We start from the raw sequence: 14,510 nt of genomic DNA, 5'->3' as shown, positions 1-14,510 counted from the left end.
ATGATTAAAAAACTATCAGCTTCAATCGCATTAGTATTAAGTTGCACTGTGGGTTTTGTTCCCTTTACTGAAGCCGCTGAATTACAGTCGGCTCGATTATCGGGTAAGCAATTGGTTTTGAATACCGATGAACATAAAGTTGTGTTATCCGCCATTGGTGACGGTGCAGTTAGCGTGCATTACCAAGTAGATGGTATGAAGCAATTGCCTTCATTTGCTCTTGCTGAGAATGCCGAATATTCGATTGGTGAGTTAGTCAAAACCCAAAAAGGCTATCAATATAAACTTGATGATCTGAATGTGGTTATTCAAAAAAGCCCCTTTAAACTCAGCTATTTTCATGGTGGAAAAGAGATACTTTCCGAAGAAGAAGGCTTTGTAAGCAAAGAGTCATCTGAAAAACACCACATGCGTGGTTTTCGGTTTGAACTAAGCAAAGATGAAAAGTTGATTGGGGGTGGTCAGCGAGTTCTTGGTATGGATCGTCGTGGGCAACGCATGCCACTTTATAATAAAGCTTCCTATGGCTACACGACCCATGCCGAGCAGATGTATTACGGCTTGCCAGCGGTTATGTCGAACAAGAAGTATGCTTTGGTATTTGATAACTCAGCTAATGGTTGGATGGATTTAGGCAAAACTGAATCAGATATCATGCAATTTGAAGCTGTCGGTGGTCGTACTGCTTATATCGTTGCTGCAGGTGAAAGTTATCAAGAATTAATTGAAAACTTAACCGCTGCAACTGGTCGTCAGCCTTTACCTCCACGTTGGGCTCTGGGAAATTTTGCTTCTCGTTTTGGTTATAAAACACAGCAACAAACAGAGGACACGGTAAACGCATTTATTGAGCAAGACATTCCGCTTGATGCTGTTGTACTGGACCTTTTTTGGTTTGGTAAAGAGATGAAAGGCACTATGGGAAATCTAGCATGGGAGAAAGACAGTTTTCCAACGCCTGAAAAAATGATTGCGGACTTTAAGAAAAAGGGCGTTAACACAATCTTAATCACCGAACCTTTTATCTTATCGACGTCAAACCGCTGGGTTGAAGCCAACAATGCGGATGCGCTTGCAAAAGGATTAGATGGTAAAGTTAAAACATTTGATTTTTACTTTGGAAACACTGGATTAGTCGATGTCTTTTCAAATAAAGGACAAGATTGGTTTTGGAGCAAATATCAACCATTACTCAACCAAGGCGTTGCAGGTTGGTGGGGTGATTTAGGCGAGCCAGAAGTGCATCCAAGTGATACGCTTCACACTATTGATGCGATGAATGGTGCACCGCAAGCTACGGCTGATGAAATTCATAATGTTTATGGTCATCAGTGGGCAAAAAACTTATTTGAAAAACTTAATCAAGCACAACCAAATCAAAGACCCATGATCATGATGCGATCTGGTTTTGTGGGATCACAACGATACGGCATGATCCCATGGACTGGTGATGTTAGCCGAAGCTGGGGTGGGTTAAAGCCTCAAGTTGAATTGGGGTTACAAATGGGGCTGTTAGGACTTGGTTATACTCACTCTGATTTAGGTGGTTTTGCTGGTGGCGAAAAGTTTGATGCTGAACTTTACACCCGTTGGCTACAATATGGCGCTTTTCAACCTGTATATCGTCCACACGCTCAGGATAACATCGCTCCAGAACCTGTGTTTCATGATGAAAAAACCAAAGATATTGTCCGTAAATTTATCAAGTTGAGATATGCATTATTGCCTTATAACTACACCTTGGCATATGAAAACTCAATGACTGGTATGCCGTTAATGCGTCCGATGATGTTTGCAAACGATACATCAAAGGCTTTTGATAATGCGAGCAGTTATTTTTGGGGTGATGCATTTCTTGTAACACCAGTGGTCGATCCTAATGTTAAGTCTGTTGATATTGATTTACCAAACGGCGTTTGGATAGACTTTTTTGACGAGAGTGTTTATCAAGGTGGTAAAAGTATTAAGCTGGCAACTCGAAAAGATACGCTTCCGGTATTAGTAAAAGCAGGTAGCTTTGTGCCTATGGTTGAGCCTGTGCAGTCAACTAAAGATTACTCAACAAGGGTTCTAAATTTACATTATTACCACGATGAAAGTGTATCTCATTCCACTGGGCAAATGTTTGAGGATGATGGTGTCAACCCAAATAGCATTACGACCCAAGAGTATGAGCTAGGTAAATTTGAAGCGAAGTTTTCAAAAGACAAGCTAAAGATCACCTTAAAGCGTGAACTAAATAAATCTAAAAATTGGTTAAAAGCAAGAGTAGCCCGAATTAATATTCATAATGTATCTAAAGCCCCTAAAAGGGTACTTTATAATGGAATAGAAGGTGTTTTTAGATTTAAAAAAGATAGAAAAACATTAACACTATTAAGTACATGGGAAGACGAATCTCAAGTTGATATTATTTGGTAATGCACGACCTTAGGAAAGTTGAGGAAGAAAGTATACCGATGAGTTCTCGTCACTCCAGCGCTGGCTAGAAACGAAGTAACGACAGTTTTGTATGTCGGTAGTCTAGGGTCTGTTGATCTTTCAGGATTAAATTTTGTGCTATTTGAGCATTTATCTGTTCAACCTAGAAATATCAGTTGACTGCGCTCTCAAGCATAGAAAAAATGGCTGATAGTAAGGCGTAGCTTGCAGCAAGTAGAACCACTACTTGCTGCTATTCATGCCTTGCTATCAATAATTTTTTCTGCGTATATGAACGCTCCCAACCGATTTATTTAGGATGATGATAAAGTCACCTTATTGACTCAAACAGTTACTCATATGCTCAGCGTTCAACTGATGTTTTTACCGTGAAAATAGCCGCTAACACCTATTCCCAAGCCTGTTAGTGAAAGCATAAAAGCTAAAAATCACTTCGCCTTTAGCTTAGGTTGGAAATAATCTTCAAATCTCAGCGAATACAATTTTCCTGGTGTAGGGTGATAGAAAAATAGTAGCCAAAGTAAACGCATATGACATCTATGCCTATCATGAACGTTTAGGTTCAAGGCGTGAACAGTGATGCTTAGCCATCGAAGTGAGCTGGTCACAACACAGAACAGTGAATGCTCAAAAGCATCGAAAAAAGAGAGAGCGTAAATTGGTCGCTCTTTCTAAATAAAAGGTGCTGCGTTATCGTTTTCTTATTTGGAAACGAAGTAACGACAGTTTTGTATGTCGATAATAACCAAACCTCACAAACTCTGCCTTGCATAAAATAACCAATTTATCGCTGCAAAAACAATCACGAAAGATCAACAGACCCTAGTGTCTTTACTTTTTTCTATAAAAGTCACTGGATACCAGCCTTCGCTGGTATGACAAAGATTGGTACTTTAATGGTTCTGCTTTAGAGCTTAAATGAATCACTTCAAAAAACAGGCTGAGCATAAATCAGCCTGTTTTATATTACATTAAATTAGCGATTCTCGCTGTAATTGGTATTAAAACGCTAACTGCCAAATTTAAAACGCACACCCGCATTTACGGTAAAGCCATCATTTCTAGACCAAATGTCTGTTGTCCATCTTCCACTAGGATCTTGAGAAGGCAATAACAATGATTCTTCTCTTGTTTGGCGTACATTTAATAAGTTTTCAGCATTGATAAAAAAGCTTACTTTGCCGACACTAATCTGGCCCAATAAGCCTAAGTGCCAATAAGCATCGCTTCGCTCACGGTACGGGTTATTCTCGAGGTGCTGCGTTCCTGTATAATAAGCTTCAAACCCAAGTAAATGACTGCCATGTTCTTCCCACATAACTACCAAGCCAGCAGAATGTTTAGGTGTTAAAACTAAAGGTGCTCGGCCAACACCTGAGTCACTTTCTTTTGTGGCGTCTGTGTATAAGTAGCTACCAGTAAATTTAATATCTTTCCAGCGATAGCGCAGTAATAATTCAGCACCACTAATTTTACTTTCACCAATAGCATTGACTATTTGAACGTTTTTCCCGGGAAACTCATTAGTTCCATTAATGGTTTGTAATTCTGTCACGTTATCAATGTTTGATGAAAACAATGTCACGCTAGTCTCAAGAGGGCCTATTAAATAGCTCATATCTATTGAGGCTGTAGATGCTCTCTCTTCATCAATATTCTCAAACGGGGCAAGGCGAGATAACCCAACTTCATCAAGATCTTCGATAAATGGAGTTGGAGCAAAGTATCCTTTTCCATATGCGCCTCTAATGGTCCAATTGTCAGGGCTGTATAACAACGAAACACGAGGGCTTACTTGAGTACCATATTCACTGTGCCAATCTGTACGTGCACTGAAAGACAAGGATGTTTCGTCACTGATGTCATAATCCAACTGTGAAAACAGTCCTGGCACTTGATAAGAGTAATTGAACTCAGGAAACGCCTTAGAATTAAACTTTTCAGATTGCAATGCGACGCCAACTAACCATGCAGATTCGTCAGAATACCCAGTTAAACTTGATTCGATAAGATAACTTTCGTGTTTATCATCCTCAAACACTGCACCATATAAATGTTCGTGGTCTTGGTTCATCGCTGAGCCACGCACGTTAATGCTCGTGACTTCTCCAATAGGTTGATCATATATAAAGCCGACATCTGTTCTCAATGTGTCTTGTGTGATAGCAAATCTGTTGCCGTCAGGTACTGTAGCATTACCTAACGTACCAGCCTCTCTTTGTTCCTTGGTTGCGCCAAAAGTAACGTAAAGGTTAGCGCCATTGTCACCTTGCCAATAAAGGCGAGGACGAACACTACCTCTTTCATATCCGGCGATATCAATCCAGCCATCGTCATCTAAGTCTTGTGTTTTTTGATGATGCACACCAGCGGTTAATGAAGCGCTTAAATCATTTGTGAACGGTGTCGCAAAGTACGAAGTGATATCTTGTCCATTTCTAGATGTTGCGTTAACTAACACTTCTCCTTCGAATTCATCAGAAGGTGTTCGGGAAATTAAGTTTATTACTCCGCCGAGCGCAGAGCCCCCATACAATGATGAAGCGGAGCCTTTAATTATTTCGACACTGGCTAAGTCGGTTGGCGGAATTTGTAACAACCCAATGGAAGCTGTTTGTCCACCGTACAAAGGCAAACCATCACTTAAAAGCTGTGTGTAACGGCCAAAAAGCCCTTGTAACCTAATATTGGCGCTACCCAATGAAGGCGAAGTATTTTGCACTCTAACTCCGCCAGTTTCAGCCACTAACATTGAGATATTCCCCGGTCGCATGAGTGCTTTTTCTTGCACTTCTTCGCCGTTTATTATTTCGGTTCTCGTAGCTGACTCGGTTACGATGCGGCCTAAACGAGAGGCTTTTACTTGAATTCTTTCAATTTTTTCTTCGCTATGGTCATGATGTTTTTCTATGTGATCATCATGCTCATTATGACTATTGTTGTGATCTTCATTTGCGTTAGCTAATACTGGAAGCAACATGATTGCTATAGCTGTGTTTAAAACTTTATTAAACATTTTTACCTCTGGAAACTCGGTGAACATTCAGCATGGTAATGCTGACTTAATCTTAAATAGTTAAGCTGTTGATTATGTTATGTATACAGTGGTTGCGTAAAATAAATAGGAGGGCGATAGGGTAAAGTAAATGCTAGGCTAATCGGTTCAAACTTTTGTGTAGAGATAGCTTCGCTGACAATAACGACTTTGCTGGAACCAACTTCGAAGGGTAAATAAACAAAATAGGAACAAGCATTGGCAATGCATATGCAATTTAAGTCACAACATTCAGTACTACAGCAATCTATAGTTGCTTCTGAAACTTTAGAGAATGAGCTAGGGGACTCTTTCAGCGACACAGAATCATCGTGGGCATGTTGTGAAGACGTTTCGCAATAAAAGGAAGTATTGTAAGCCATTACTTGCGCCAAAAAGGTCACTAGTACTAACACTAGAATCAGCAGTTTTGAAATAACTTTAAACATACTTACCTCGATTCACAATCTAGTATTTATTTTAATGCTTTTTGCTAAGTGAGAATAGTCAGTAGGAATGTTTAACTTAATAACCATGGTGTATTTTATGGAATATAAATCATGTCGCAAATTCTCCGTTTAGCTTAGCAAAGTTGCGGAAGAAAGTATACCGATGAGTTCTCGTCACCCCAGCGCAGGCTGGAAACGAAGTAGCGACAGTTTTGTATGTCGATAGTCTAGCGCCTTTGCTTTTTTCTATAAAAGTCACTGGATACCAGTCTTCGCTGGCATGACAAAGATTGGTAATTTCTAAATCGTTAGATCCCTTAATATTTCTAGAGTGTTGATTTAATCATATCTATTACAAGTTAATACATACCTTGAACTTAGATTAAAATTTCATCGTAGAGTTTGTTTCTATTCTCTGTGCTATTTCACTTCACCGCCTATTTAATAACTTTTGATTCTATGAATACGTATGTAACGGCCTGTTGCAGATCTAGTAAGCTCGTTACTATGTTCAGCTACTTGTGTGAATAATATTAAGTGACGTTAAAATTAACGGACATAATAATTATAAAAGGAAACTGGAATGGCGAATGACAAGCCACATCTAAGCTTTTGGCAAATTTGGAACATGTGCTTCGGATTTTTAGGCCTGCAATTTGGCTTTGCTTTACAAAACGCAAACATGAGTCGAATTTTTCAAACTCTTGGCGCTGAAATGGATACAATTCCTATTCTTTGGATTGCTGGCCCTGTAACTGGGTTAATTGTACAGCCAATCATCGGTCATTTAAGCGATAAAACATGGACGCATTTAGGGCGCCGTCGTCCTTACTTTCTTTACGGTGCAATTGTCACCAGTTTGGCCCTTGTTTTAATGCCTAATGCGAGTTATTTATGGATGGCAGCGGGTTTACTTTGGATATTAGATGCATCTATTAATGTGTCAATGGAGCCATTCCGCGCTTTTGTAGCCGATAACATGCCTAAAAAACAACAGGCTAGAGGTTACTCTATGCAGAGTTTCTTTATCGGTATAGGTGCTGTTGTTGCTTCAATGCTACCTTGGGTGTTAGCTGAATTTGGTGTTGATAATCAAGCCGTTGAAGGGCAACTTCCTGATACCGTAAAATATGCGTTTTATGCTGGTGCAGTAGTGCTTCTTGCCACTATTTGTTGGACGGTTTTTTCGACGAAAGAATATTCTCCTCAAGAATTAGCTTCTTTTGATGAAAACCAAAGTGACAATAAACAACCTTTAAAAGCCGTATTTGATCCGGCGAGATTCGTAAAACTTGGTGTTATTTGGTCGGCCCTTGGTTTGTTTTCGACATTTTTGATTTTAAGCTTAGATCTAGACAAACAGCTTTATGTTCTCTCTGGCAGTATTTGGGTATTTGGATTTTTAATGTTAATCGTAGGTGGTCGACATAAAAAGAACAAACCAATGACAGGGTTCGATTCTGTTTTTCAAGATTTAATGACAATGCCAAAAGTGATGAAACAATTGGCAGTGGTTCAATTTTTCTCTTGGTTTGCTTTATTTGCAATGTGGATTTATACCACAGCAGCTGTTACCTCAGTACACTTTGGCTCTTCTGATGCCTCAACCGTTGAGTTTAATGACGGTGCTAATTGGGTAGGGGTTTTATTTGCCACCTATAACGGTTTCTCTGCACTTGCTGCTCTTGCTATTCCATTTATGGTGAAATCCATTGGCTTACGTAAAGCCCATTTAGTGAATTTATTTCTTGGTGCGGGCGGTTTGGCGTTATTCTTGGTAATTGATAATCCAGATTATTTACTAATTGCAATGGTAGGTGTTGGATTTGCTTGGGCATCAATTTTATCACTCCCATATGCCATGTTAGCGGGCGCTTTACCATCGAATAAAATGGGTGTTTACATGGGGATCTTTAATTTCTTTATTGTTATTCCGCAATTGCTCGCAGCCAGTATTTTAGGTGTCATTTTAAAACTCGTTTTTGATAATCAACCTATTTATGCTTTGTTGGTAGGCGCAATAAGTCTAGTCATTGCAGGTTTATTTTCATTAAATGTGTCTCATGAAACGGCTAGTGATGAACAAAGAGTTTAATAATTATGTTGAATAAATTAACCCTAGGTTTATTTGCTGCGGTGTCATTCACGACAGTCGCAGAAACTACTGAGTTCTATGGCACATTGCATCCTTATGCGAGTGAAAACATCTACTTTGTGATCACTGATCGATTTGTAGATGGTGATAAGTCAAATAACTACGAAAATGACTCTGGTTTTGATCGCCCTTTGGAATGGCCGACAGGTGAGAAAGGAAATGTTGGCTTTTTAGGAGGGGATTTTAAAGGGTTACTGAACCAAGCTGATTATATTAAGGATCTTGGTTTCTCATCTGTTTGGACTACACCAATTTTTCAAAACCCAGCAGAAGCATTTACAGGTGGCCATGAAATTAAACCCACTGGTTTTGCTATGGATAAAGGAAAATCGGGTTATCATGGTTATTGGGGCGTAAATTTTTATAAATTAGATAAACATCTACCTTCCAAAAATTTAGATTTCCAGCAGTTAAACCATAAACTAACTGAGAAAGGCTTAAAAACAGTACTCGACGTCGTGCTAAATCATGGTTCACCTTCTTATACTATGGAGAAACAGCAACCGTTATTTGGGCAGCTTTTTGATAAGAATGGCAATCTTGTAGCCGATCATATGAATTTGTCTCCTCAATCACTTAAGCCTAAAATCGAGCCTTTGCACGAATTTTTTAATCAAAAGCCAGATCTTGCCCAGCTATCAGACATTAATATCGAAAACCCAAAAGTCATGGATTATTTTGTTGAAGCTTATATCCAATGGCTAGGGCAGGGAGCAAGTGCTTTACGTTTAGATACGGTAAAGCATATCCCTGCTCATGTTTGGGGAGAGTTTAGTAAACGTATTCGCAAGCATTATCCAGACTTATTCATGTTTGGAGAAGTGTATTCATACAATGCTAAAGAAATCGCCAAGTACACTTACCCTAAATATGGCGCGATGAGTGTATTAGATTTTCCACTAAAGCAAGCTATGGATGATGTTTTTGCACAACAAAAGGGCTTTGAAACGTTAGCCGCAGCATTGTATTTAGAAGATGGCCCTTACGCTAACCCGTATGAGTTAACGACCTTTTATGATAATCACGACATGGCGCGCATTAACGCAACAGATAATGGCTTTATTGACGCACATAATTGGCTCTTTACGGCACGTGGTATACCCGTTTTGTATTATGGAAGTGAAATAGGTTTTAACCGCGGAAAACCGGAACATTTTGGAAACCGCAATTATTTTGGTGTTGAAAACATCGAGAAAGCTAAAAATCATGTAATTGCTAAAAATCTGACTAGAATTGCTAAAATACGGCTAAATAACATTGCCTTGCAACGTGGCATACAAATACCGATTGAAATGAAAGGAGATAGAGCCGCATTTTATCGTGTTTTTCAACATGATGGCCTATATCAAACTGCGTTAGTTTTCTTAAATAAAAGCGATAGTTCACTTGAGTTTACCATTCCTAGCGATATTCAAGATGGGAAGTGGTTCGATGTTATTACTAAGAATGAATTGCCGTTCACTTCAGGCAAAAAGGTGCGGGTTAACGCGCATGATGTAAAAGTATTTACTATTAGTGATAAATTGACTAACCATATGCTTTTACAAAAGCTGAAACATGCAATGGAGCATCGATTAGGGGGTTTGAAATAAATTCTTTGATAGAGTGGTTCAACCTAGAAACATCAGTTGACTGCGTTCTCAAGCGTAGAAAAAATGGCTGATAGTAAGGCGTAGCTTGCAGCAAGTAGTTATTCTACTTGCAAAAGTTACAACGCAGATAGCAGCCATTTTAGCAAGCTTGTGAGCGTAGAGCACTTCACTCATTGTGTGAAAGCCATGATGATAAAATCATCGTATTGCTCAAACAGTTACTCATATACTCAGCGTTCAACTGATGATTTTAGGTTCAAGTCGAACTAAACTGTTCGACTTGAATTTCTTACAATTAACTCAGGATTTAATAAGATTTGTTGTTGTAGGTTACCTTTAATATTGTCGAGTAAAGTTTCGACTAATGCTTCTCCAGCTGTACTGGTGTCTTGCCTGATTGTTGTTAAAGGTGGGTTCATAAAGCGTGCAATTTGAATATCATCAAATCCTACGATACTGAAATCAGTCGGTATATGTTTACCACTTTCTTTTATTGCTTTTATTGCACCGATAGCAATTAAATCACTCGCAGCAAAAATAGCAGTAAAATTTTGATCTGCTTTCAGCAATTTCATTGTTGCCTCATAACCCGATTGTTCAGTCGAAATCGAGTCAGTTTGAAGCTTCGGTTCAATAGGATGCCCCGCTTTTATTAAGGCTTCAGCGTATCCCTGATATCGTTCAAAAAACTCAGGACAATGCACAGAAGCATCACCAATAAATGCAATTCTACTATGATTTTCTGAAAGTAAATGTTGAGTAGCTTGGTAGCCACCGCTCTTATTATCACAACAAATAGAAGGTAAGTTGTTTGCTGGAGGGCCCCAACGAACATAATGCGTCCCTTGTTCATCTAATTGTTTTAATTTAGGCGCGAAATCAACAGCATCACCATAACCAAGTAAAATAATCCCATCGGCCTTTTGACTATCTTCAAAATCAGCATGCCAATCATCAGAAGATTGTTGGAATGATAGTAATAAATCATAATCATGCTTTGCTGAGGCTTGGGTGATAGAGCCTAGCATCGACAAAAAAAATGGATTAATGAGCGAATTATCAGAAGTCGGATCGGCAAAAATCAACAGAGCTAATGTATTGCTTTGCTGAGTTCGTAAACTGCTCGCATGTTTGTCGACTTTATAATTTAATTCTTTGGCTATCTGTTTAACTTTTTCGGTTGTTTCTTTATTAACCAAAGGGCTGTTTCGTAATGCTCGAGAAACCGTTGACTGAGATACTCCAGCAAGATGAGCAATGTCTATCGACGTAGCTTTCCCTTTCATAATTATTTTATCCAATGTTGTAACGCAATCGTAATATAGCAAATCTATGCTGCCGAGCACATGGTTTTGTGTCAGCTGGCATATATGTGTTAATTTATAATCCTAGAGACATCAGTTGACTGCGTTCCCAAGCGTAGAAAAAATGGCTGATAATAAGGCGTAGCTAGCAGCAAATAGTTATTCTACATGCAAAAGTTACAACGCAGATAGCAGTCATTTTAGCAAGCTTGTGAGCGTAGAGCACTTCATTCATTGGGTGAAAGCCATGATGATAAAATCATTATATTGCTCAAACAGTTACTCGAATGCTCAGCGTTCAACTGATGTTTTTAGGATAATCAAAGTAATAAAGGCTTAGGGTCTGTTGATCTTTCGTGATTGTTTTTGCAGCGATAAATTGGTTATTTTATGCAAGGCAGAGTTTGTGAGGTTTGGTTATTATCGACATACAAAACTGTCGTTACTTCGTTTCCAAATAAGCAAGCGATAACGTAGCAGAAATGACCAATTTACGCTGTCTTCGATGCTTTTGATCATTCACAGCTCTGTGTTGTGACCAGCTCACATAGATGGCTAAGCATCACTGCTCACGCCTTGAACAGATAAATGCTCAAATAGCACAAAATTTAATCCTGAAAGATCAACAGACTCTAGTCATTGATTTTTTGATCAGAACATTGAATGCCGATAGAAATCTGGAAAAGTAATGGAATATTTAGAAATAAACAAAGATGCATGGAATAAGCGCACAAGGGTTCATGTTGACTCGAAATTTTATGACGTAGAAGGCTTTTTAAACGGTAAGTGCTCGCTCAACCCTATAGAGCTAGAGCAAGTAGGCTGTGTAAGTGGTAAAGAGTTATTACATTTACAATGTCACTTTGGTCAAGACACCCTTTCTTGGGCAAGGCGGGGCGCAAAAGTTACTGGGGTAGATTTATCTTCACAAGCCATAACACAAGCACAAAAGTTATCAGAAGAACTTAATCTCAATGCTGAGTTTATTTGCGATGATATCTACCATTTTGGTGAAGTGAATGAAAAAAAGTTTGATATTGTTTTCACTTCTTATGGTGTACTTTGTTGGTTGCCAGATCTAGATTTATGGGCGCAAACCATCGCTAAGTCTTTGAAGCAAGGTGGACAATTTAACCTTGTTGAATTCCATGCTTTTCATGATGTGCTTTCAGGGTATTCGTACTTCAAGAAAGAAACCCCTGATATCGAATCAGAAGGTACCTATACCGAAAATTGCTCTGGTGAGGAGTCTACTGTAATTACATGGCCACACTCATTGAGTGAAATTATAAATGCATTAATAGGCGCTGGTATTTCGATAGAGAGCTTACAAGAATACCCATATAGTCCATACAATTGTTTTGAAGGGCTACAGCATGTTGATGGGAAAGGCTATGTAGCACAGCATAAAGGTCAACAAATTCCATTAGTCTATTCAATTACTGGGCGCAAAGGAAAGAAAGGTTTGGTGAAAAAGGAAGGATCATGAATAACGATGTAAAAGGAATGTGCCTATTTCTAGGCCTTATTGGGTTGGGATATGTGTTATTTCTAATGATAATTATGTTCTTGACTGACGCAAAAACAATCACGAAAGATGAACAGCCCCTAGTTTCAAATAAATTTTATTAATTAACGCCCTATAGTTTTCGTAGTTTAAAAGAAAATCAGAATTTCTCATCGCAATTTTTAATTGAAGCATGTCCAAACGATACTTTTGAAAGCAGCAATGGTTCGGGTACAATGTGGATGAATAAAAATATATTAATGGGCAGAAACGATAATGAGAGTCAGTGATAGCTTTGATGGCGGAAATATTCAGGTAATTAATTTAGAGAATAAAGATGATCTGCAACTTGAAATTCGTCCTGATGAAGGCGGAGATTTTTTTCAGTGGTTTAATTACCGTTTCAGCGGTGAAGCAGGTTGCCAATACACGTTTAATATTTTGAATGCAGGACAATCTTCTTACACAAAGGGCTGGGAAGATTATCAAGCTGTTGCAAGTTATGACCGTGAACACTGGTTTCGTGTACCTACCGAGTACGTTGATGGCCAGCTTAAAATTCAAATCGAATTACAGTGCGAGACTGTTCAAATAGCTTATTTTGCACCATATAGTTACGAGCGTCATCTTGATCTTATTAGTTCTGTTCAGCTACACCCACAAGTGTCTTTGGAGCAGCTTGGCTTAACAATCGACGGTCGTGATTTAACACTGGTAAAAGTTGGTGATGGTGACATATCTAAGAAAAATATATGGATTACAGCCCGTCAGCACCCAGGCGAAACAATGGCAGAATGGGCAGTAGAAGGTTTGCTACATCGTCTATTAGATCAAGATTGCCCTATTTCAAAATCTCTACTTGATAAGGCCAATATTTATATCGTTCCTAACATGAATCCTGATGGCAGTGTACGTGGTCATCTGAGAACGAATGCCGTTGGTGCAAACTTAAACCGTGAGTGGCAATCCCCAACGCTAGAAAGAAGCCCTGAAGTTTATTACGTCGTTAATAAAATGAAGGAGACAGGTGTTGATTTATTCTATGATATGCATGGCGACGAAGCATTGCCTTATGTTTTCTTAGCTGGGGCTGAAGGAATTCCGAACTATAGTGAACGTTTGAAAAACCTTCAAGATGAATTTGTTTCAGCATTGCAACTTTCAACCGCTGACTTTCAAACTGAGTATGGCTATGACAAAGACGAGCCAGGTAAAGCAAATTTAACGGTAGCCTGTAATTGGGTTGCGAATACATTTGAATGTTTAGCTAATACCTTAGAAATGCCATTTAAAGATAATGATAACTTACCGGATCCTTTTGTTGGCTGGTCACCAGAACGCAGCATCTATATTGGTGAAGCATCTTTAGTTGCGATGTTAGCTGTTGTTGATAATTTGAGGTAAATAATGGCGTTAATAGAATGCTCAGCATGCAAAAAGCGAATCTCAAGTCTCGCTAAATCTTGTCAATTCTGTGGCGTTTCGCAAGGTGAAGAATCAGAGGGAACTCAGAAGATTCGCCAGATTAATCGTGCAAGTCAATTACAAACTCACAGCTTTATTGCACTTACCTTGTTTATTGCTGGAGTGATGATTTGGTTTTGGGGTGGTGAAGCTGCTGAAGGTACTCGATTATATATCGGTGGTGCATGTTTTGTGTTTGGCTTTATCGGTTATTTAATTACCCGAATACGAATTATTTTGAATCGACGTGGAAAAGTATAATGGACATTAATAAAGTCATTGATGAGATGTCTGAAGACGTTTATCAAAAAATGTTATTGGCAGCAGAAATTGGTAAATGGGAAGATGGCACCGCGTTGTCTGATGAGCAAAAAGAACATACCTTACAAGTGGTTATGTTGTATCAAGCTAGAAGGCTTCAACAGAAAGATCATTTCACCATTGCTAGTGGCGGTCAGATAAACGAACTCACGAAAGCTCAACTTAAAAGAGAGTTTAGAGGTGAGACTATTGCTGAGTTCAAACAAGAAGATCTGTAATCTTGTCATTAACTCTTTAATCAG

9 protein-coding genes are annotated in these 14,510 nt (G+C 38.8%); 7 read left to right on the top strand and 2 right to left on the bottom strand.

All coding sequences use genetic code 11. From position 1 onward, the window contains the following. On the top strand, window positions 1-2,421 hold the full coding sequence (locus tag E2I05_RS13320) for a TIM-barrel domain-containing protein (RefSeq protein WP_121851763.1): 2,421 nt from the start codon (window positions 1-3) through the stop codon (window positions 2,419-2,421). A 1,030-nt stretch (window positions 2,422-3,451) separates the two neighbouring features. Here E2I05_RS13320 and E2I05_RS13315 read toward each other — a convergent pair. Next, window positions 3,452-5,458, bottom strand: coding sequence for a TonB-dependent receptor plug domain-containing protein (locus E2I05_RS13315; protein WP_121851762.1), 2,007 nt, complete (start codon window positions 5,456-5,458; stop codon window positions 3,452-3,454). 1,050 nt (window positions 5,459-6,508) lie between these two features. On the opposite strand from E2I05_RS13315, the gene E2I05_RS13310 reads away from it, so the two are divergent. Continuing rightward, window positions 6,509-8,020 carry an MFS transporter gene (locus E2I05_RS13310; RefSeq protein WP_121851760.1) on the top strand — a complete coding sequence of 504 codons (1,512 nt, stop codon included), beginning with the start codon at window positions 6,509-6,511 and terminating at the stop codon, window positions 8,018-8,020. A 5-nt stretch (window positions 8,021-8,025) separates the two neighbouring features. Beyond that, window positions 8,026-9,672, top strand: coding sequence for an alpha-amylase family glycosyl hydrolase (locus E2I05_RS13305; protein WP_121851759.1), 1,647 nt, complete (start codon window positions 8,026-8,028; stop codon window positions 9,670-9,672). A gap of 266 nt (window positions 9,673-9,938) precedes the next feature. Here E2I05_RS13305 and E2I05_RS13300 read toward each other — a convergent pair whose 3' ends face one another. After that, entirely contained in the window at window positions 9,939-10,958 is a 1,020-nt protein-coding gene (locus E2I05_RS13300) for a LacI family DNA-binding transcriptional regulator (protein ID WP_121851758.1), read from the bottom strand. Between the two features lie 706 nt (window positions 10,959-11,664). Here E2I05_RS13300 and E2I05_RS13295 point away from each other — a divergent pair. From E2I05_RS13295 to E2I05_RS13280, 4 genes are all read left to right on the top strand, one after another. Next, window positions 11,665-12,465 carry a class I SAM-dependent methyltransferase gene (locus E2I05_RS13295; protein WP_121851757.1) on the top strand — a complete coding sequence of 267 codons (801 nt, stop codon included), beginning with the start codon at window positions 11,665-11,667 and terminating at the stop codon, window positions 12,463-12,465. A gap of 294 nt (window positions 12,466-12,759) precedes the next feature. Continuing rightward, window positions 12,760-13,887, top strand: coding sequence for a M14 family metallopeptidase (locus E2I05_RS13290; RefSeq protein WP_121851756.1), 1,128 nt, complete (start codon window positions 12,760-12,762; stop codon window positions 13,885-13,887). 3 nt (window positions 13,888-13,890) lie between these two features. Further along, window positions 13,891-14,208 carry a zinc ribbon domain-containing protein gene (locus E2I05_RS13285; RefSeq protein ID WP_121851755.1) on the top strand — a complete coding sequence of 106 codons (318 nt, stop codon included), beginning with the start codon at window positions 13,891-13,893 and terminating at the stop codon, window positions 14,206-14,208. Further along, window positions 14,205-14,486 (top strand): YeaC family protein, encoded by a 282-nt coding sequence (locus tag E2I05_RS13280; protein WP_121851806.1) that lies wholly within the window; start codon window positions 14,205-14,207, stop codon window positions 14,484-14,486. Before E2I05_RS13285 ends, E2I05_RS13280 begins: the two co-directional genes overlap by 4 nt. Window positions 14,487-14,510 lie beyond the last annotated feature (24 nt).

The organism is Parashewanella spongiae (assembly GCF_004358345.1).
Taxonomy (GTDB): domain Bacteria; phylum Pseudomonadota; class Gammaproteobacteria; order Enterobacterales; family Shewanellaceae; genus Parashewanella; species Parashewanella spongiae.
Note: the sequence above shows the minus strand (reverse complement) of the source record. Positions and strands in the feature narration are given on the sequence as shown.